Source organism: Nocardiopsis tropica, assembly GCF_042660575.1.
In the GTDB taxonomy this organism is placed as follows: Bacteria; Actinomycetota; Actinomycetes; order Streptosporangiales; family Streptosporangiaceae; genus Nocardiopsis; species Nocardiopsis tropica.
The window spans coordinates 36,321-56,115 of the sequence record NZ_JBHSUF010000002.1 but is presented as its reverse complement, the minus strand read 5'-3'; the positions used below and the strand labels follow the sequence as shown (position 1 = coordinate 56,115).

The 19,795-nt window shown below is 74.3% G+C and carries 17 protein-coding genes and 2 tRNA genes; 9 read left to right on the top strand and 10 right to left on the bottom strand.

Annotated elements, in window-relative coordinates; genetic code table 11:
* Positions 1 to 24: 24 nt before the first annotated feature.
* A complete protein-coding gene (locus ACFQBR_RS02870; RefSeq protein WP_267944643.1) occupies positions 25 to 1,647 on the bottom strand; it encodes an FAD-dependent oxidoreductase in 1,623 nt (540 codons plus the stop codon).
* A gap of 150 nt (positions 1,648 to 1,797) precedes the next feature.
* The gene (locus ACFQBR_RS02865; protein ID WP_267944644.1) at positions 1,798 to 2,886 is read right to left on the bottom strand and encodes a LacI family DNA-binding transcriptional regulator; all 1,089 of its coding nucleotides are present in this window, start codon (positions 2,884 to 2,886) and stop codon (positions 1,798 to 1,800) included.
* 208 nt (positions 2,887 to 3,094) lie between these two features.
* Here ACFQBR_RS02865 and ACFQBR_RS02860 point away from each other — a divergent pair, with 208 nt between their 5' ends.
* Positions 3,095 to 4,120: a glycoside hydrolase family protein gene (locus ACFQBR_RS02860; protein ID WP_378551965.1), complete on the top strand. Its 1,026-nt coding sequence runs from the start codon at positions 3,095 to 3,097 to the stop codon at positions 4,118 to 4,120.
* Positions 4,121 to 4,273: 153 nt separating this feature from the next.
* Here ACFQBR_RS02860 and ACFQBR_RS02855 read toward each other — a convergent pair whose 3' ends face one another.
* Together ACFQBR_RS02855 and ACFQBR_RS02850 are read right to left on the bottom strand one after the other, a co-directional pair.
* Positions 4,274 to 5,521: an Nramp family divalent metal transporter gene (locus tag ACFQBR_RS02855; RefSeq protein ID WP_344175944.1), complete on the bottom strand. Its 1,248-nt coding sequence runs from the start codon at positions 5,519 to 5,521 to the stop codon at positions 4,274 to 4,276.
* Positions 5,522 to 5,751: 230 nt separating this feature from the next.
* On the bottom strand, positions 5,752 to 6,585 hold the full coding sequence (locus ACFQBR_RS02850) for an SAM-dependent methyltransferase (RefSeq protein WP_344181505.1): 834 nt from the start codon (positions 6,583 to 6,585) through the stop codon (positions 5,752 to 5,754).
* A gap of 203 nt (positions 6,586 to 6,788) precedes the next feature.
* On the opposite strand from ACFQBR_RS02850, the gene ACFQBR_RS02845 reads away from it, so the two are divergent.
* The 8 genes from ACFQBR_RS02845 to ACFQBR_RS02810 all read left to right on the top strand — a co-directional run bounded on the left by ACFQBR_RS02845 (position 6,789) and on the right by ACFQBR_RS02810 (position 14,927).
* On the top strand, positions 6,789 to 7,562 hold the full coding sequence (locus ACFQBR_RS02845) for a nucleotidyltransferase domain-containing protein (protein WP_344181507.1): 774 nt from the start codon (positions 6,789 to 6,791) through the stop codon (positions 7,560 to 7,562).
* Between the two features lie 533 nt (positions 7,563 to 8,095).
* Complete coding sequence (locus tag ACFQBR_RS02840) at positions 8,096 to 8,845, top strand: hypothetical protein (RefSeq protein WP_378551961.1); 750 nt, start codon at positions 8,096 to 8,098, stop codon at positions 8,843 to 8,845.
* A 242-nt stretch (positions 8,846 to 9,087) separates the two neighbouring features.
* A tRNA-Pro gene (locus ACFQBR_RS02835) sits at positions 9,088 to 9,159 on the top strand.
* Between the two features lie 61 nt (positions 9,160 to 9,220).
* Positions 9,221 to 9,292, top strand: a tRNA-Arg gene (locus ACFQBR_RS02830).
* Between the two features lies 1 nt (position 9,293).
* Positions 9,294 to 11,600, top strand: coding sequence for a transcriptional regulator (locus ACFQBR_RS02825; protein WP_344181509.1), 2,307 nt, complete (start codon positions 9,294 to 9,296; stop codon positions 11,598 to 11,600).
* A 386-nt stretch (positions 11,601 to 11,986) separates the two neighbouring features.
* Positions 11,987 to 12,958, top strand: a complete 972-nt coding sequence (locus ACFQBR_RS02820) for a phosphatidylinositol-specific phospholipase C (protein WP_344181511.1) — start codon at positions 11,987 to 11,989, stop codon at positions 12,956 to 12,958.
* 476 nt (positions 12,959 to 13,434) lie between these two features.
* Positions 13,435 to 14,037: a DUF3224 domain-containing protein gene (locus ACFQBR_RS02815; protein WP_352985219.1), complete on the top strand. Its 603-nt coding sequence runs from the start codon at positions 13,435 to 13,437 to the stop codon at positions 14,035 to 14,037.
* A gap of 266 nt (positions 14,038 to 14,303) precedes the next feature.
* A complete protein-coding gene (locus ACFQBR_RS02810; RefSeq protein WP_267944653.1) occupies positions 14,304 to 14,927 on the top strand; it encodes a response regulator transcription factor in 624 nt (207 codons plus the stop codon).
* Here ACFQBR_RS02810 and ACFQBR_RS02805 read toward each other — a convergent pair.
* Genes ACFQBR_RS02805 through ACFQBR_RS02780 form a run of 6 tightly spaced genes read right to left on the bottom strand, consistent with a single transcriptional unit; the run spans position 14,869 to position 19,606 of the window.
* Positions 14,869 to 15,498, bottom strand: a complete 630-nt coding sequence (locus tag ACFQBR_RS02805) for an SAM-dependent methyltransferase (RefSeq protein WP_344181515.1) — start codon at positions 15,496 to 15,498, stop codon at positions 14,869 to 14,871. The genes ACFQBR_RS02810 and ACFQBR_RS02805 overlap by 59 nt on opposite strands.
* Entirely contained in the window at positions 15,495 to 16,490 is a 996-nt protein-coding gene (locus ACFQBR_RS02800; RefSeq protein WP_344181517.1) for an NAD-dependent epimerase/dehydratase family protein, read from the bottom strand. Before ACFQBR_RS02800 ends, ACFQBR_RS02805 begins: the two co-directional genes overlap by 4 nt.
* Positions 16,483 to 16,971: an adenylyltransferase/cytidyltransferase family protein gene (locus tag ACFQBR_RS02795; protein WP_267944656.1), complete on the bottom strand. Its 489-nt coding sequence runs from the start codon at positions 16,969 to 16,971 to the stop codon at positions 16,483 to 16,485. The genes ACFQBR_RS02800 and ACFQBR_RS02795 overlap by 8 nt, the downstream gene beginning before the upstream one ends.
* The gene (locus ACFQBR_RS02790) at positions 16,958 to 17,527 is read right to left on the bottom strand and encodes a helix-turn-helix transcriptional regulator (protein ID WP_330161958.1); all 570 of its coding nucleotides are present in this window, start codon (positions 17,525 to 17,527) and stop codon (positions 16,958 to 16,960) included. Before ACFQBR_RS02790 ends, ACFQBR_RS02795 begins: the two co-directional genes overlap by 14 nt.
* Complete coding sequence (locus tag ACFQBR_RS02785; RefSeq protein WP_267944658.1) at positions 17,520 to 18,425, bottom strand: carbohydrate kinase family protein; 906 nt, start codon at positions 18,423 to 18,425, stop codon at positions 17,520 to 17,522. The genes ACFQBR_RS02790 and ACFQBR_RS02785 overlap by 8 nt, the downstream gene beginning before the upstream one ends.
* A complete protein-coding gene (locus ACFQBR_RS02780; RefSeq protein ID WP_344181520.1) occupies positions 18,422 to 19,606 on the bottom strand; it encodes a glycosyltransferase in 1,185 nt (394 codons plus the stop codon). Before ACFQBR_RS02780 ends, ACFQBR_RS02785 begins: the two co-directional genes overlap by 4 nt.
* Between the last annotated feature and the right edge of the window lie 189 nt (positions 19,607 to 19,795).

The following is a 19,795-nucleotide window of genomic DNA, read 5'->3' as shown; positions in this document are numbered from 1 at the left end:
TGCGGTCGGCGGCGCCGAGGGGTGTCAGTAGCCGCGGACGTCGGGCCAGTGGCGTTCGACGCCGGTGCGGTCCAGGAGGGCGGTGAAGGCCTCCAGGAGGTCGGCCTTGTCGCGGACGGCGTGCGGTGTGGTGCCCTGCTCCAGGGCGAAGGCGGCGAGCCGTCCGGCCGCCTCGCCGATGTTCCACTCGACGGGGTGCAGCCGGAAGCAGCCGTTGGTGATGTGGGTGGTGCCGATGTTCTTCGCGGCGGGGAGCAGGTTGGTCTCCCGGGCGGGCAGGAGCGCGCCCAGGGGGATCTCGAACGGGACGCTGGCGATGTCGACGTAGGTGTCGCCGCCGGTGGAGGGGTGCAGGTCGATGCGGTAGCTGCCGATGCCCACGGAGTCGTGGCGCCGGACGATGCCGTGCGGTCCCACGAGGTCGAGGGACACGTCGTGCTCGGTGACGGTGGTGACCGCCCTGATGCGGCGGGACTCGCGGACGTAGGCGGCCTTGGCCAGCCCGCCCTCCGCGCCGGTGACGTCGGGGCGCGGTCGCAGTCCCGGGAACCCGGTTCCGCCGTCGGGCCGCGGCGCCTCGGTCTGGAGCCAGTACAGGACCGACAGGGACAGCTGGCGGGCCTCCTCGTGGGCCTCGCGGACGGTCGCGGCGTCCACGACGCCCTCGATCTCCAGGGCGGGCTTGAGCCAGTAGTCGTTGAGCGGCCAGTTGACCAGGGTGATGTCGGAGTCGAACGCGCCGGGGCGGTGCATGCCGCGCGCCAGGATGCGGCGGAAGCCCCACAGCTCCTTGTCCCCGGCGTCGGCGCTCTGGTCGGCGGCCACGGCGAGGGGGTCCACGTCGGGGTTGGGGACGAACGTGCGCCGGGAGGGCTCCAGGGTGCGCGGGTCGGGCGCGGCGAAGCCCAGCAGGGGGCCCGGCCAGAAGTCGGGCCGGTAGGAGCGCCAGAAGTCGTACATGCGCGGGCGCTCGATCGTGTGGTCCTCGCCCTCGTGGTGGGAGACGGCGAAGCAGTACGTGATGCCCTGGAGGTTGGCGGGGTCGGCGGTCTCGGGTGCGTGCGGCTCGCCGTGCTCCGACCTGGCCTCCGCGCCGGTGACGTGGTCGATCCCCGCCATCGGCAGGAGGTCGCCGTTCTCCGTGGCGTCGAGGACGTAGTCGGCGGCGACGGTGTGCCTCCGGCCCCGCGCGTCCTCCAGGACGACGGAGTCCACCCGGTACCCGTCCGTGCGCGCCTCCACGGGACGGTGCCGTTCGAGCACGGTGACGCGCCCGGCGGCACGGTGGGGGGCGAGCATCTCCTCCAGGACGGCCAGGGCGACCCGGGGCTCGTGGCAGAGCTTGCTGACCCGGCCGGCGCCGGGGTTGAGGGTGCGGGAGGCGGCGGCCTCCGCGCGCAGCGGGTAGGCCCGGCGGTAGTGGTCGCGGATGCCCTCGCGCAGGCGGCGGTAGGAGGCGGTGGCGCCGAACTGCTCGATCCAGGGGTTCTCGTCGGGCGGGACGGCCTGCGAGGTGAGCTGTCCGCCGATCCAGTCGGTCTCCTCGGTGAGGACGACGCGGCGGCCGGAGTCGGCGGCGGCCAGCGCGGCGGCCACGCCGCCCAGTCCCCCGCCCACGACGAGGATCTCTGTACGGGTCTCGGTCATCGTGTGCCTAATTCGTTCGTAAGCGGTTCCAGACAGCTCTGCTGAAGAACTGCTGGACTGGTCCAGGACGGATCTGTTTCGTGGTGGCCGCGTGGGCACCGGGCCGACCCCTGTCGGTTCCCGGCCCGGCGAGGCCACCTGAGATGTCTCTCAGGTGTGCTTCTTCGGCGGGCGGGGGGCGGCGATCGTGCCGCCCTCCACCGGTTCGCAGGGCAGCAGGCGCCGGGTGGCTGCCCCGGGGGAGCCCGCGATCAGCTCAAGCAGCAGGCGGACGGCGTCGCGGCCCATCTCGCGCATGGGGACGTCGAACCCGCTGAACGCGGCGCCCCCGCCCGGGGCGCGGCCCCGGGTACCGGTGGCCGCGCCGAGCACCGCCAGGGACAGGTCCCCGGGGCAGTCCAGGCCCGCCCGGCCCACGGCCGCCCCGAGCCCCGCCAGGGCGGCCCCGGTGTCGGTCTGCTCGACGACGACGGCGGTGACGCCCTCGGCCAGCCAGCCGCCCAGCAGGGCGTCCGCGTCGGCGCCGTCGGTCGGCGCGACCAGGCCCCGGGTGTCCAGGCCGGCTTCGCGGGCGCCCTTCAGGACACCCTCCTCCCGGTCGGCCGAGGCCGGCGCCTGGTCGTGTTCGCGCAGGTAGCGGATCTTGCGGTGGCCCGCCGCGACGAGTCGCGCCACGACCTGCGCCGACGCCGGGACGTAGTCGGCGCCGACGTAGGGGACGCCGGGCTCGTCCCGGCGGCCGATGTAGACGAAGGGGAATCCGTCCTCGACCAGGCGCCGGATGGGCTCCTCCGGCACGTGGCGCCCGAAGAACAGGCAGCCGTCGGCGACGCGGACGCGCCGTACCGCGGCCGGGTCCTGCGCCCGCGCCGCGGCGCGGGCGGAGCCGGTGAACAGGATGAGGTCCTGCCCCTGGGCGGCCGCCTCCTCCTCCACCCCGGCCAGGACCGGGTAGTAGGAGTGGGCGACGTCGGTGGGGAACGTGGTGCTGAAGGTGTACAGGCCGAGCATCGCGTTGCGCGCGGAGGCGAGCCGCGTGGCCACGGGGTCGGGCACGTAGCCGAGTTCCTCCGCGGCGTCGAGGACCCTCTGCCGGGTCTCCCTGGCGAGCGCCATGCCCGAGGGCGTCCCCCGCAGGATGAGGGAGACGGCGGCCTGGGAGACGCCCGCGACCCGCGCGATGTCGGACTGGCGGGGCCTGCGGCGCCCGGCGGCCCTCTCCCGGCTTGCGTCGGTCACCTGTTCCTCCTCTGATACGGCGTCCTAATGCGCATTAGTCCATGACTGTGAGCCGCGCCACGCGGTATGTCAAGAGGTGTCGGCCGAATTTCCGACCGATGGCTATGGAGTTTCACTAATACGTATTAGGTCCTTGACTGACGCATCGTCCCTGGCAGAGACTCTGGACCTCGGAGCACCCCCCGACACGCTCCGGAAGGGAACCGTCATGTCCGACGCACACTCCCCCGACACCCCGGCCCCGGGCGTGGGCCGCAGGACCGCGCTCCTGGGCGCCGGGGCCGCCGCGGCCGGGGCCCTCCTCGCCCCCGGCCTCCTCGGGCCGGCGCCCGCGGGCGCCGCCCGCACCGCCCCGGTCCTGCCCCGGTACACGTTCCTGCGCGAGGCCCTGGACACCTCGTCGCTGGCCTACAACCCGACGGGGGAGCTGATCTTCCCGTGCCTGCGCGGCACCGCCGGGAGGCTCTCCGGCGCCCCCGGCCGCTTCCTGCTCTACTACGCCCCCCACGACGCGCCCGGCGGCATCTGCCTGGCGTACGCCGACAGCCCGGAGGGCCCCTTCACCGAGCACCCGGGCAACCCGATCGTGTCCCGCACCTGGTCCCCGCACTACTCGGTCAGCCACGTCTCCTCGCCGCACGTGATGTGGAACGCCGAGCACCGGGAGATGTGGCTGTACTTCCACGGCGAGAACACCACCACTCGCCTGGCGCGCTCGCGGAACGGGATCGACTTCGACTACCAGGGCACCGTGCTGACCACGGCGATGGTGCCGGGCACCACGGAGGCCTCCTACGCCCGGGTCTTCGAGCACCCCCTGCCCGACCGGGGCGCGCGCTACGTGATGGTGTTCATGCGCAACAGCACGGGCGGCAACCGCTCCATCGGGTGGGGGTGGTCGGCCGACGGCATCACCTTCGACTTCGACCCCCGACCGCTGGTCTCCCACTCCTCCGTGGGGGTGGCGAACCTGTCCGGGCCCCATGTCGTCGAGCGGGGCGGGAGCACCTACGTCGCCTACCACACCGACCGGGGCGACATCCGCCTCACCGAGGTCGGGCGGGACTTCTCCCTGCGCAACCACCTGGGCGTGGTCCACAGCCCCCTGGCGGGGCCGCCGGACTCGGGCCGCAGCGCGGCCCCCTCCTACGGGTCCGACGGGGGCACGCAGTACATGTTCTACGAGGCGGGCCACCGCCTGGGGGCGACCATCGCCATCGCACGGGCCGGGTGAGGCCGCCCGCGGACGCGGGCACGGCCGCCCGGACGGGATCCGGGCGGCCGTGCGGGCCCGCTCCTCCGCGTCCCCGGCACGGTGGGCGCGCGCCCGGTCCGCCCGGGCGGGAGGGGAGAGCCGGGGCCTGGCCTCCGCCGACCCCGGCGGGGGTCAGGCCCCGGCGACGATCCCGTAGAGCTCGTAGCAGCACAGGACCACGAAGAGCGAGCCCGCCAGGGCCAGCCCGGTGTTGCTGATCCAGCCGTTGCGCCATTCGCGGGGGGTGCGGGAGGAGTTGAGCAGCCACATCAGGGTGAACGCCAGGAACGGCATGAAGAACGCGCCCAGCACGCCGTAGGCGATGATCAGCTGGAAGGGCCTGCCCACCAGCAGCAGGAGCATGGGCGGGAAGGTCAGCCACAGCATGTAGCCGCGGAAGGCCCAGCTCTTCTCGTTCTCCACGGGATCGGTGTCGGTGCGCCCCCGCACGTGGTTGACGAAGTCCGCGAAGAGCAGGCTCACCCCGTGCCACACACCGATGATGGAGGAGTAGGCGGCGGAGAAGAAGCCGACGAGGAACACGGTCGCCACGAACCCGCCGAACCGCTCGCGCAGGATGTCGCCCAGCTGGAGGAGCCCCTGGTCGCCCTGCTCCAGCGCGATGCCGCTGGCGTACAGGAGTTCGGCGCCCACGACGAGCATCGCGACGACGAAGACACCGGTCGTGACGTAGGCGACGCGGTTGTCCAGCCGCATCATCCGCATCCAGCCGGAGTCGCGCCAGCCCTTCGCGTTCACCCAGTACCCGTAGGCCGCCATGGTGATGGTGCCGCCCACGCCGCCGACGAGGCCCAGCGTGTAGAACACCGACCCCTCCGGGAGCAGGGGCACGAGCCCGCGCAGGGTCTGGCCGATGTCCGGCCCGACGTAGAGGGCCAGGCCCACCACCGTCACGAACATGACGCCGACCAGGACCGTCATGATCTTCTCGAAGACGGCGTACCGGTTGAACCAGACGATCGTCAGCCCCGAGACGCCCGCCAGGACCGCCCACAGCTCCAGCGGGAGCACCGGGAAGAGGGTGGCCAGGGGCAGGGCCGTCGCGGTCATCGCGCTCGCCCCGTAGACGAAGCCCCAGATCACGATGTAGGGGGCGAAGTAGACGGTGGTCCACTTCCCCATGCTGCTCCACCCGTCGAAGATGGTGCGCCCGGTCGCCAGGTGCCAGCGCCCGGTGGCCTCCGCCAGGGAGATCTTCACCAGGCAGCCGACGATCGTCGCCCACAGCAGGGCGTAGCCGAAGCGGTTGCCCGCGATGAGTGTGGCGACCATGTCACCCGCGCCGACGCCCGTGGCCGCGACGACGATGCCCGGCCCGAGCTGCTTCCAGGTCGCCCTGCGTTGTTCGGTGGCCGCCACCGGCCCCTCCTTCGTGCGGGGACGGAGTCCGCCCGTCCAGTGGCAAGAATGTAGGGGGTGTGACGCACGGTACAAAAGGGGCGACGCTTCCCCCGGGGGTTCCGTGGCGCAATCGATACGCCCGGAGGGCCGCGGGGCGGGCGCGCGCGGCGCGGACGGCCCGCCGGCGGGCCGTCCGCGGCGGCGTCCGGGCCCCGGCCCGCGGGAGGCCCCCGCCCCGGGCCGCGCCCCTACCCCTTGCGGGCCACCCCGCCGTACTCGGCCACCGGTCGGACCTCGCCCACCTCGGTGGGGCCCGGGCGCCACAGGGAGCAGGAGACCACGCCCGGCTCCAGCAGCTCCAGGCCGTCGAAGAGCGCCGCGATGCCCGCGGCCGAGCGGATGGTGATCTTGGGGGTGCCGCGCTCGTTCCACGCGGCCGCCACCTGGTGGGCGCGCTCGTGGTCGATGTCGTCCGTGGGGTGGGACACGACCAGGAAGCTCCCCGGCGCGAGCGCGTCGAGGAGCCGGTCCAGGACCGAGCGGACCTCGCCGTCGTCGGCGACGAAGTTCACCACGCCCAGCAGCATCAGGGCCACGGGCTCCGACAGGTCCAGGGTCGCGGAGGCCGCGCTCAGGATCGCGTCGGGGTCGCGCAGGTCGGCGTCCACGTAGTCGGTCGCCCCCTGGGCCGACCCCGTCAGCAGCGCCCGCGCGTGCGTGAGCACGAGCGGGTCGTTGTCCACGTAGACGACCCGCGCGTCCGCGGCCACGGACTGGGCGACCTCGTGGGTGTTGTTGTGGGTCGGCAGGCCGGTGCCGATGTCCAGGAACTGCCGGATCCCCTCCTCCTTCGCGAGGTGGGTGACCGTGCGGACGAGGAAGGCGCGGTCCGCGACCGCGTTGTCCACGATCTCCGGGAAGAACGAACGGATCTGCTCGCCCATCTCCCGGTCCACCGGGTAGTTGTCCTTGCCTCCCAGCCAGTAGTTCCAGATACGGGCGTTGTGGGGGACGGAGGTGTCGATCCTGGGGGCGGGACCCTCGGAAGTCACGGGGGGCACGGAAGGCCTCTTTCTGTGCATGTCGCTCGGAAGCGCCCGAAAAGGGGCGCTACGCGGACAAGTAAACGGTCCCGGGGACCGGCGGGCAACTACCGAACCGCCCGAATCCCCCGCCCCACAGGCCTCCCCCACCCCCGACCGCCGAAAAGGAGTCGAACCGCCCGCACTCCGGCGGATAGGTTGCCCACACCCCCCTTCCGCACAGCGACGACCAGGAGCCGCAGGTGAAGCACTCCGCCCCCGAGTACGCACGCATCGCCGAGAAGGGCACCGTCCTGCGCTGCCAGGTGGGATCCGGCGTCCACGGGGTCGCCCTCGACGGACAGAACGACCGCGACGAGATGGGCATCTGCCTCGAACCGCCCGAGTACGTGATCGGACTGCGCGCCTTCGAGCAGTACGTCTTCCGCACCCGGCCCGAGCACTCCCGCTCCGGCCCGGGCGACCTCGACCTGACCGTCTACTCGCTGCGCAAGTGGATGCGCCTGGCCCTGGACGGCAACCCGACCGTCCTGCTGCCCCTGTTCGTCCCCGACGGCGAGATCGTCGCCGTCACGGACACCGGCCGCGAACTGCGCGCCTGCGCCGACCGCGTCCTGTCGCGCCGGGCGGGCCACCGCTTCCTCGGCTACCTGCGCGCCCAGCGCGAACGCATGGAGGGCCTGCGCGGCGGCAAGCACACCAACAGGCCGGAGCTGGTCGACGCCTACGGCTTCGACACCAAGTACGCCTACCACATGGTCCGGCTCGGCATCCAGGGCGTCGAACTCATGGAGACCGGGCGGCTGACCCTGCCGATGCCCGGCCCCGACCGCACCTGGCTGCTGGAGCTGCGCCGCGGCCAACACAGCCGCACCGAGGCCCTCGAGCGCGCCACGGAGCTGGAGGAGCGGCTGGTGTGGCTGTGCGACCACGCCGACCTACCCGAGGAGCCCGACCGCGCCTGGGCCGACCGCTGGCTGGTCGACGCCTACCGGAGGTCCTGGGACGCCCGCTGAGGACCCCGCCGCCACTCCCCGCGACCCCGCCGACCAGTACGGGCACCCGCCGGGGAACCGGCGCCGGGTCGAGATAGGGTGAGCCACCGAAGAGGCACGCGGCGCGCCCGGCCCACCGGGCGTCGACCGCGCGGCGGACACCGCGCGCGGTGTCCGGGAACAACAAACGTGAGGAAACACCATGGTCGGAACCATCGCCTTTGTGCTCATGGTCGTGAGCCTGTCGATGATGCTCATCGCCGGCATCATCCCCGCGTTCATCAAGACCCGCTGACCGGCGGCGGGTGCCGCCCCTCGGGCGCACCCGCCCACCCGGCTCCCCGGCCGGCCGCCGCACGGCGGTCACCGGGTCCCGGCCGCCGACACTCCCGTGCCGGACGCCGCCGCCCGCGGCAGGACCGCTCCCCCGGTCGGCGACGGGGCCCGCCGACCGCGGCGGACTCCCCCGCACCCCTCGCCCTTACCACGCGGACCGGACAACCTCACCCCCCGGGGCATGGCCGCGAACGGCCCGATCCTGGAACCTCGTGGTCATGGCGAGGACAACCGGCCGCGCGCTCCCCTGCGGCGGCCCCACCCTGGACCACGGACGCTGCCGCCGCCGACGCCTGGTCCCGCCCTGCCGGGACCACACCCCCCACGCCCTCTCCCGCCGCAGGGCCGCGCCGCCCTGGCCCGCGCCTCCCACCGTGCTGCGCACGCCCCGCCCCCGGGGCGTCCCCCTCCTGCCGCTGCTGGCCTCCCCCTGGCCCGCCCCCGCCCACTCCGCCGCCGGCGCCGAGCAGGCCCGGCGCTGGCTGACCCCGCGCACCCGCGCCGCCCTGGACTGCTTCGCCTCCCTGGTCCCCGCCGCCCAGTGGAACAGGGTCGCCTCCTCGCGCTCGCGCGCCGACTGCCCCGCCCTCGAAGCCCTCGCCCGCGCCTGCGAGTCCCCGCGCGCCGTCGCGGTCGGCGCCCTGCACCGCGTCGCGGAGCACGGCTTCGCCGACCTGCCCTGCACACACGAGCACCGGATCGCGCGCACCCTGGCCCACGCCAAGGAGAGCCAGGTCAGCACCCGCTCCTTCAACCGGGCCCGCGTCGAGCACCCCGGCCCGCACCTGGAGGACATCGCCCTGTCCCTGCGCCTGCTCGGCGTCCTGGCGTGCCTGTCCCAGGGACGCGCCCCGTGGTGCCCCTGCCTGGACACCCTCCTGCGCCGGGGGCCGCTCCCCGCCCCCTGCGCGGTCTTCTCCCTGGCGACCCGCTTCGCCGGTTCCCACGGCCTCGACCCCACGGCCTGAACCCGGCCGCGCCCGGCGGCCCCCACCGGTTCGGCCCCCGCCCCGAGCGCACCCCCCGGGGCGAGAGCTCCCCGCGGCCCGGGTGCCCGGGAGGGCGCCGACGGGCCCGGAGCCCCGCCCGCGAAAACCCCTTTCCCCCCGGAGCCCGGGACGGCTACGGTGAGGCGCGCGACGCAGTACGGCCCGACGCCGTGGCCCCCGGACCACCCGGAAGGGCGCCGGCGGGGCCGTGGCCGCGGCCACGGCACGTAGCTCAGCAGCAGAGCACCCGGCTCGGGACCGGGAGGACGCGGGGGCGGAACCCGCCGTGCCGGCGACCCGGGCCCGACCCCCGAGGGTTGCGGGGACCGGGCGGTCCGGGACACCGGGCCACCACGACGTGTAGCTCAGCAGCAGAGCACCCGGCTCCGGTCCGGGAGGACGCGGGGGCAGGACCCGCCATGTCGGCATGGACGAGAACACCGCACCCGCACAGGCCGACCCCGGTTACGCCGTCGGCCGCCTCGCCGAGGCGTTCACGGCCGCGCTCACCCACGAGGACCCCCGTGTCCGCGAGGCCGCCGAGAGGCGCGCCGACGCCTGGCGGCTCGTCGTCGCGGGCATGGCCGACGGCACCCTCGACATCGGCTCCGGCGCCCCGGTCCGCCACCTGCCCCCCTGGGTCACCCTGGAGATCGCCCCCGGCGGCTTCGCCACCGGGAGGGCGGCGGCGGGCGGCCTCCTCCGGCCGCACGAGGAGGCCCTGGCCCGGCGGCACGGCCTGCCCGCCACGCGCTCGGCCCTGTACGCCCACCACCTCACCCAGGACGGCCTGGCCGAACTGTCCGGCCTGCTGGACAGCGGCGCCTACGAGATCGACGTGCCCGAACAGGCCGCCCTGCTCGGCGTGGCGTGGCTGGTGCGCGCCGGGGACACCGCCGGCGCGCTGCGGCTGCTCGCCGCGGTCGAGCCCTTCGCCGACACCCTGTGCTTCACGCCCCGGCCTGCTCCGTTCCACGAACTGCCCGGCCGCGTGGTCCACCGGGCCTCCGCCGGGGAGGTGCGCGCGGACCTGGACCGGCGCACGCGGCGCAGGTCCCCCGCCGAGAACCGCCCCCTGGTCCAGCAGGAGGCCCTGGCGGTGTGGAACCCGTTCGCCGACCGCGTCCTCGCCCACTGGTGGCAGACCCGCGCGGGGGACCGCGTGGACGGCCGCCGCCCCGAGGGCTGGCGGGCCCGGGGCGCGGACCTGCTCGCCGAGTACGCACGGCTGGCGGCGGAGCACACACTGTGCACCAAGCACCGCAGGCCCAAGGAGAACCTGGCGGTCATGCTGACCGCGCTGCGCGAGGCCGTGGAGTCGGACGGGCCCACCGCCCGCAGCCGCGGCCTGCTCCAGCACGCCGTGGACTCCATGGTGCGCAAGCGCGGCCTGCCCGGCTCCCCCGCGCACACCGCCCTGCGCACCGCGCAGGCCGCGCACGCCGCACGGCCCACCCACGACGTGCTCGCCGGACTCGTGTCCGCCCGCCTGGCCGGGCTGCCGCAGAACTCCGGTGTGCCCCGGATCGAGGAGGCGCTCGCCCCCGCCACGCGCGAGGAGGCCGACGGTCTCCGTGTCCCCGTGGGCTGGCCCGTTCCCGGCCCCCTGCGCCGCATCGCCCTGCGGGCCGCCGCCGCACCCCTGGACGACCTGGTCGCACTGGGGGTGGTCCCCTCCGCCGAGGTGATGGCGGAGCTGGTCCCGGCCCTCACCGCGTCCGCGGAGGCCGCCGCCGCGCCCGACCCCGCGCTCTCCCGGCTGGTCGCCGCCCACCACCGGGCGTTCAGCCGCCGGCGCTCCCTGATGCTGCTGAACCTGGAGAGCCAGGTCCGGGCGGACCGGCTGCCGTGGGTGCGGGCGCTGCGGCCCCACCTCTCCGACACGGGGACCCGCCGGGAGGCCGTCTCGCGGCTGGTCCCCGAGCTCGGCGCGTCGGCGCTGACCCATTTCCCCGGCACGGTCCTGCCCAACCCGCTGGTGCGCGAGTTCAACGCCGTGTCCCGGTCCGCGGGGCTGGACCTGCCGTGGCTGGAGGAGCTGGCCGCCGACATCTTCACGGGCGAGTTCGCGCCGAAGTTCCTCCGTGCCGCCAAGGCCGCCGCCTCGCTGGTGGAGGGCACCGCCTACGCCCGCTACTACGGAATCGACTGCGCGGAGGTGCTCGCCCTGGAGGAGGCGCCGCCCGCCGGGTCCGCCGACCGGACCTCCCCCTTCGCCCTGCTGTGCGCGGAGCGCGCGGGGCTGCGGAGGTCCGGGGTCGCCTCCAGCGGCACGGTGATCGAACAGGCGCAGATCCTCACGACCCACAACCTCGCCACGCTGGTGGGGGCCGGGGCCGCACCGGCGGCGGGGTGGGCGGACCTGGCATGGCGCGCCCACGCCCTGGCCGTCGCGGCGGTCGAGCGCCTGCCGCGCGTCGGCACTCCCCGCGGGCACGTCCGGAGCGCGGCGTTCTCCTGGCGCCAGGCGGTGTTCTTCCTGTCCCTGTGCCCGGCCCCGGAGCAGCGCGGGGCGGTGGCGCGGATGGAGGAGTCCCTTCTCGCGCGCCCCCGCCACACCCGTGAGCGGATGGCTCCGGTGGTGGCCGGCCTGCGCCGGGTCGTCGACGGCGGGCCCCTGGTGGAGGGTGGAAGTGACGGTGCCCGGCGCTTCCTGGGCTGGTCGGAACGGCAGCACTGGATGCTGGAGATCGCGCCGCAGGCCCTCCTGCCCCGTACCCGCCGGTGGGGATGAGGCTTCGCAGGCGCCCCTCCCGGCCGGTCGGGGCCGCAGGCTGCGGCGTCCTCACGCGGTGGCCGGGTGGGAGACGGGAGAGGCCGGTGCGGGGCATCCGTCCACGCTGCCCCGCACCGGCGTGCGCGCGGACACGCAGGGGCCAGCCTACGGAATCCGGTGCCTTCTCGGACCCTGTTTGCCATAACTCGTGGGGTGGGCGGACCATCCTCAGTCTCACCTTTACGATGTAGATTCTCACTGGGGTCCGGGGCGGCCGTCGCCTGCGGCGGGAGCGGACGACGGCCGCGCACAGGGGGTGTCAGGACGGTCGCGCCGTGGCAGTGTGGACGGCGTTCCGGACGTGCCCCGGTGGCGCGCCCGCCCCGTGACCGAAGGAAGCCCCCATGCTCCCCTCCCCCGGCCCCGCCTCTCCGACCGGGCCCGCGTCCCTGCTGGCCGCGGCCCTGTCCGCCCTCCTCGTCCTCCCCGCCCTGCTGGCCCCGGCTGCCCCCGCCTCCGCGGCCCCGGCCCCTCTGGTCGAGCACTCCTCCTGGATGGCGGCGCTGCCCGACGGCGCGAGCCTGTCAGCGCTGTCGGTGCCCGGCACGCACGACAGCGGCGCCTGGCGCGGATCCGTGTGGTCCCGCACCCAGGACCTGACCATCGCCCAGCAGCTCGACTCCGGCGTGCGCTTCCTCGACGTGCGCACGCGCCACTACCGCGACGCGTTCCCCATCCACCACGGGGCCGAGTACCTGCACCTCAACTTCACCGACGTGGTCACCGACGTGGGCGCCTTCCTCGAACGGAACCCGGGCGAGACCGTGCTCATGCGGCTCAAGAAGGAGCACACCGAGGAGGAGAACACCCGCAGCTACGAGGAGACGCTGGACCACTACATCGAGCAGAACCCGGACACCCGCGATGTGCTGGCGGAGCACCTGTGGGTTCCGGACGGGGACGGGAACCGGGTGCCCGACCTGGGCGAGGTCCGGGGCCGGATCGTCATCGTGCAGGACTTCGCCGCCTCCCGCGCCTACGGCGTCCACTGGAACGGGCCCGCGCTCAGCGTCCAGGACGACTACCGCGTGCCCACGCTCTTCGACATCCCCGCGAAGTGGGACAGCGCCCGGGCGCACTTCGACGCGGCGGCCGACGGCCCCGCGGACCTGCTGTACGTCAACCACCTGAGCGGCAGCGGCGCCCCGTGGGCCAACCCGCGCGACGTCGCGTGGGGCGCCCTGGGACAGCGGGGCGTCAACGCCTACGCCGTGGACCACCTGCGCTCCTCGCGGGCGCCCCGGACGGGCGTCGTCGTCATGGACTTCCCCAGCCAGGAGCTGACCGACCTCGTCCTGGCCCGCAACCCCTCCTGACGCCGGGGCCCCGGCCGCCCCGCGCGGCCGGGGCCCGTGCGCCGCCACAGGACCGCCGCCCCCACCCCCGCCCCCGCACCGGGCTCCGGGCTCCGGGCTCCGGGCTCCGGGCTCCGGGCTCCGGGCTCCGGGCTCCGGGCTCCGGGCTCCGGGCTCCGGGCTCCGGAAAACGCTTCCTCCGCAACCGGTGGACCGCGAACCGTAATTCCATTCCCTCCCCACAGGGGATTCCCTCTCCCTTCCCTGGGGATTTCCAAGGAAAAGCACCGGAGAAAAAAGGCGGCCACTATTTAAAGTAATGGATCGGAAACAGAAGGTGAGGAACCGAGATCTAGGCCCCTGCCGTATCCAACGACTCATGCGACCGTCCGAAATGTTCCCTATGTTCATTTCCAGGGTGAATGACGATCCACCCCCGGTGCAGAGGAGTAGGCATGAGAATCTGCGGCAGAGATTTCGCGAGAGCAACCCCCCTGTTGGCCGCCGGAGCCGCGGCGACGCTCCTGTCGGCCTGCTCACCCGTGTGGGCCGACCCGGGAGACGGCCCGCCCCCGCCCGACGGCGGCACCGCCTCCCCGACGCAGGGCCCCGGCCCCGGCCCCGGCGCGACCCCGGACCCGAGCGCCCAGCCCAGCACCGGCCCCACCCCCGAACCCAGCCCCAGCCCCTCCCAGGAGCGCACCGCCACCGCCGTCGTCCACCTCCTCGACCAGACCGTCGAGGAGATCGGGCCCCCCGGCGACCCCAGCGGGACCCAGATCCTCAACACCGTCTTCCAGACCGACTTCGTCGGCGACCTCGACGGCAAGGGGTACCACGTCTATCTGGACCTCGTGGACGCCTCCGGCGGCGCGACCAGCGAGGGCGCGGGGAGGTTCGTCGGCTCCCTGAACGGCGTCGAGGGCACCTTCGCGATGGACGCGTGGGGCACCGCCGACGCGGGGGGCGCCATCAGCGCCGAGTGGTGCGTCGTGGACGGGTCCGCGAGCGGCGACCTGGCAGGACTCAGCGGCTGCGGGCAGATCCTCACCGACGGCACCCCGGAAGCCCACGTGACCTTGACCTACACCCTGCCATAACCCCCTGACCTGCCCCTTGACCCCCGGCCGAGCTCTTTTGGCCGGGGGTCGCGCCTTCTTCCGGCAGACAGCGCCTTTACACGGACACGAAAACTGTCAATGGACAAGTGAATGCCGGACTTCCTACTCTGTTACCCACTCCGGTTCGAGGATACGGTCACCGCCTGGTACCCGCCACGTTGGAAAGCAGACGCCGCATGCACCTGTTACTGATCGACAATGCCCGACTCTACGCGGAGCCCCTAGCCCGACGTCTTCGGGGACATGTGGACATCAACGAAGTCACGTTGTGCTCATTAAGAGAAATCAATGACCACACGCATGCGGAGGCGCTCAGATACGACGCCGCCCTGATCAACGCGAGCGCCCCCAACGTCGAGCAGGTGATCTCCTCCCTGTCCAAGGTCCCCCTGGCCGTCATCGCCCTGGGGGTCGAGGAGACCGAGAAACAGGTCATCGGGCTCGCCGAGTCCGGTGCGGCGGGCTACGTACCGCTCAGCGGCGACATCGACGACGTCGTCAGGAGCACGAGGGCCGCCGTCCGCAGGGAGATGCACTGCTCACCGGACATCGCCTTCCAGCTGTGGCGGCACATCGGCCTCATGGCTTCCCAGGCGCCGGAGCAGAAACCCGCCGTCCACCTGACCCGGAGGGAGCAGGAGGTCCTGTCCCTGATCTCCCTGGGGGCGTCGAACCAGCAGATCTCACGCGAGCTCTTCATCGAACTGCGCACCGTCAAGAACCACGTGCACAACATCCTGCGCAAGCTCGGGGCGAAGCGGCGGGGAGAGGCCGCCGCGCGGGCCCACGAGCTCGTCGGCTGGTCGGCGGTCACCCCTTCCGACGCTCAAGGACGACGATCTCGAAACCTGGGTCGTCGAGGCTCATGACCGTGTCCAGCCCCATGCGCCCCTCCACCGCCCGGTGCGCGTTGTAGCCGTCCCACCCCTGCCCCGGCGCCGTGCTCCGCCGGTGCACGCAGACGACGTGGCCGCCGAGCCGCAGGCGGTCCCGGAGGCCCTTCGCGAGGAGCTCGAGGTCGTCGGGGGTGAAGTAGTACAGGAACTCGGAGAGGACCACGAGGTCGAAGGAGGCGTCGGGCAGGTCCCGGGGGAGCACCGACCGGCGCACGCTCACGTGCGGGGAGTCGGCCAGCGCGGCCGTGGCGGCCTCGACCGCCGCGGGCGCGCTGTCCACGGCCAGCAGACGGTCGCAGCGTCCGGCCAGCCCCCGTGTCAGCACCCCGATCGAGCAGGCGGGCTCGTATCCGGAGGCGTAGCGCCTCCGAGGCAGGCTGGCGAGGGTCAGGTCGTACTTCCTGCGCTCGTACCAGCGCACCGACAGGTTCCACGGGTCGGGGGACTCGGTGTAGCGGCCGTCGAAGTAGGACGGGGGAATCGAGTGCTCGTGCGGGGCCGCGTCGTCGCCGTGCCGGCGCGGCCGGAGGCCGGCCCCGCTCACGGGCGCTCCCCGAACAGGTCCGGGTTGGCCCGTGTCCAGTCGAGGTAGTGCCGCAGGCCGTCGGCCAGCGTCGTGCGCGCCTCGAACCCCAGGAGGTCGCGCAGGCGGGCGGTGTCGGCCGCTCCGCCGTCCGGGTCCCCGGCCGGGCGGGGGCCGCGGGTCACCCGGACCCCCGGCACCAGGTCCGCCACGGTCCGGGCGAGCTCCGCGATCGGGGTGGCCCGCCCGGTTCCGACGTTGACGGTGCACCCGGCCGCTCGGGGCGCGGTCACCGCCTCCGCCGTCGCGGCGGCCACGTCGGTCACCGAGACCATGTCGCGCACCTGCGCGCCGTCCCCGTGGACCACCAGGGGCAGACCGCGCAGCGCCCGCACGCAGAAGATCGCCGCGCACCAGCTGTGGCTGCCCGCCTTGGGCACCTGGTGCGGCCCGTAGACGCTGAAGTAGCGCAGGACGGTGACCGGCACCCCGAACCGGGTCCCGTAGAGCCGCGCCTGGCGCTCCGACCAGCTCTTGGAGTTGGCGTAGAGCATGCCGGGCTCCCCCAGGGGGTCGTCCTCGTGGAACCGGTCGCCCCGCGCCGGGACGTCGCCGTACACCTGGGCGGAGGAGGTCAGGACGACACGCCCCGTGCCGTGCCGCCGGGCCGCCTCCAGGACCACCTGGGTGGCCCTCATGCTGGCGAAGTCGCGGTCGGGCTCCGCCGTGCACGCGGCGACGTCGGCCAGGGCCGCGGCGTGGACCACCGCGTCGCTGCGCGCGACCAGCGGTCCCGTGGTCGCGGCGTCGGTGACGTCCCCCCTGACGACCTTCGCCAGCGCGCCGACGCCGAACCTCTCCGCCTGGTCGAAGGCGTAGGCGTCCAGGGAGTCGAGCACCGTCACCTCCGCGCCCGCCTCCGCCAGGCGTCGCACGACGTGGCTGCCGATGAATCCGGCGCCGCCCGTGACCAGCACGCGTCGTCCGGCGACCGGGTGCGGGGCGCTAGGCATGGAGCCTCCTCAGGAGTGCGGTCGAGGACGCGGTGACGGCCTCGTCGGTGAAGACCGTGCGGCCCCCCAGCCGTTCGACCAGTGCCGATTCGGCTCGCAGGCGCACACAGGGGTTGCGCGCGTAGTCCGGTCCCTTGACGTACACGTCGGGGCGCAGTGCCTCGATGACGCGCATCGGGCTGCTGTCCTCGGCGGCGTGGACGTGGTCGACGGCCTCCAGCGCCGCGATCAGGCCGGTCCGGTCGGCGACACCGTACAGGGGGCGCCCCGGTCCCTTCACGCACGCGGCGTCTGCGCTGACGCTGACGACCAGCAGGTCGGCCAGGGCCGCGGCCTCGTGGAAGTGGTGGACGTGGCCGACGTGGAGCAGGTCGAAGCAGCCGTGGCACAGGGCGGTGCGCAGTCCGGAGGAGCGCGCCCGCTCCCCCAGCCGCCGCAGGCCGTCGAGGTCCTCGGCCTTGTCCGGTCTAGGCGTGCCCATGGCCCACGCTCCCCCGTCCGCCCCCGGTCAGGGCCACCACGGCGGCTGTGCGGCTGCCGACGCCGAGCTTGCCCAGGATGCTCTGCACGTGGTTCTTGACGGTGTGGTGGCGTATCCCCAGCCGGGTGGCGATCTCCCTGTTGGGGAGGCCGACCGCGACGAGGGCCAGCACCTGGGTCTGGCGCCGTGTGAGGCGCCTGCCCCCCAGGGCTCCCCTGCGCACGACGTCGCGCAGGGCGCCGACCAGGCTCTCGGTGCTCTCCTGCGCCGACACGAAGCCGACCGCGCCCGCCTCCAGGCAGTGCAGGACGGCCTCATGGCAGACGCCGGAGCCGATCACCAGGGCGGCGGGGCCGTCCCCGCCCGCGAACCGGCGGATGACCTCGACGCGGCGGGGGTGGGCTGCCTCGACCAGGACGACGTCGACGCCGTCGCAGCTCTGCGGGGGGTCGGCAGCCGCCGAGCTGTCGAGCCCGGCCCGGGAGAGCTCCTCGGCCAGGCTGAGTCCTCTGGCGAGGAACTCGTCCACGACCAGTACGTGGGGGCGGTCAACCATACGCGGGCTCCGTCTCTGTGGGGGTCAGTCCGGACGCGACCAGTTCACGGGGGCTGCTGCGGGGGAAGGAGAGCGAGGCCCGGCGGCAGACGTGGCGTCCGGCGTGGATCGCCGCGGCCCTGAGCGAGGGTTCCCAGTCGGCGCCGGAGGCCCTGGCCACCAGCAGCGCGGCGGTGAACGCCTCCCCCGCGCCGTTGGGGTTGCGGGGCGTCCCGCCGCGGGACAGGGCGGGCTGTCGCAGGCGCCGGTCCCCGGTGCGCAGGACGCTCCCGCCCGCACCGCTGGTGACCGCGACGGCGCCGACGAGGGAGATCTCGGGCAGCGGTGCGAGGAGGTCGAACTCGCGCCGGTTGGCGACCAGGAGGTCGACCGCCCCGAGGAGGTCGGCGCGCCGGCCGGAGGGCATGGCCGCGAGTTCGCGGCACTGGGTGAGGTGGGGGACGAGCACGAGGCGGCGCCCGCGTGCCCGGGCGGCGAGGGTGGAGAGCCGGCTCGGTGAGCAGACGACGAGGACGGTGTCCGGCCGCGGTGCGGCGGCCGGGTCGTGCACCGCTTCCAGGGGAGGCTGCTCCCTGCGGGTGACGGTGACGGACTCCAGGCTGGGCGTGACCAGGGTGACCGTGTGGTCCAGCGGTCCGGTGCCCCGGAGAGGGCCGACGCGGACGCCCTCCGACTCCAGCAGCGACAGCGCCCGGGTGCTGTCCTCCTGGTCCCCGAGGGCGGTGGTGAGCTCCACGTCGGCGCCGAGGCGGCGCAGCGCGAGGGCGAGGCAGGCCCCCGGGCCGCCGGGGGTGCGCTCGTGGCCGGAGGCGGTGAGGCTGACGTCGAAGTCGAGTTCGGAGCCGACCCAGTAGACGTCGTCGGTGTAGGTCCCGCCGACGACGTGGAAGGCGGTCACCGCGCCGCCCCGGCGGCCAGTTCCTCGATGTCGGTGACGAGCGTGTCCAGGGAGGGCAGGGCGAGCATGTCGCGCTGCACCCCCCTGGCCCGCGCCCGGAAGGAGGGGTCGCCCAGCACCTCGCGGCAGGCGTCCGCCACGCGCCCGGCGTCGAGGTGCTCCCAGTCCAGGCGCCGGGCCAGTCCGAGCTCCTCGCACCTGGTGGCGACCAGGTGGTTCTCGGCGATCCAGGGGATCGCGACCATGGGCAGGCCCGCGCGCAGCGCCTCCCTGACGCTGGTGAATCCGGCGTGGGTGACCAGCAGGTCGGCCGTGTCCAGGAGAAGGGGCTGGGCGACGAAGTCCACGACGCGGACGTTGGGCGGGGCCGAGCGGCCGAGGTCCTGCGCCCGGCCGCGGCCGACGGCGACGACGGCCTCGCAGGCGACCTCGCCGAGTCCGTCGACGATGGACCGCAGCCGTGTGTCCGCGGCCCTGAACAGGGGTGCCACGGTGCCGAGGCTGGCGTAGACCAGCGGGAGGGAGTGGTCGAGCCCGCCGAGCAGGGGCGGCAGCCGGTCACCGGGGCGGTCCACCGTGCGGTGCCGGTAGCAGCGCAGCGTGGGGATGGCCGTCTCGGCCGGGTCGTAGCCGGGCGGCATGAGGTGGGCGTGCAGGTGGGCGTAGAGGCGCTCCGCCCGGGGGTCGGGCGGCAGTCCGAGCTGCGCGCGGTGCTCGTCCAGGGGCTGTGCGAGGAGGTCAGGGGCCAGGAACTCGGTGACCCGGCCGACCACGCCGACGGAGGCGTGGGCGATCCCGGCGGCCTCGGCCGCGAGGTAGCCGCCCATGTCGTAGGCCTCGCGCACCACCGCGTCGGCGCCGCCCTCGCGGATGTGGCCGAGCACGTCGCGGGCCGTGGCGAGGGCGCCGTCGCCGGGCAGCCCCTCGGAGACGAGCCGGCGCATCAGGGCGTCGACCTGTTCCGGGGGGATGCGTTCGGAGTCGAAGAGGGGGGCGAGCATGCCGGTGATCCAGTCCTTCCCGGCGGGGAGGAAGGGCAGGCCGTAGTGGTCGACCTCGTCCCGGAAGGACTCGGGGGCGCAGACGGCCACGTCGTGCCCCCGGGCCAGGGCGGTCTCCGCGACCGCGACGAGCGGTCGCAGGTGGGTCTCGACCGGCAGGGTGGTGAACAGGATCCGCATGGCGCCTCTCCGTGGGGACGACGGGCCGGGGGTCCTGTGCGGGACCCCCGGCCCCGGTACAGGGACCGGTGTGCCGGGCCCTCCCCGCGGTCGGGGACGGGTCCGGTGTGGGAAGGGCCCGGCGGGCCGGACGCCCGCCCGGCGGCGCCCGCGCGTCCGGGCGGTCGCCCGGTGCGGGCCGCCGGGCGG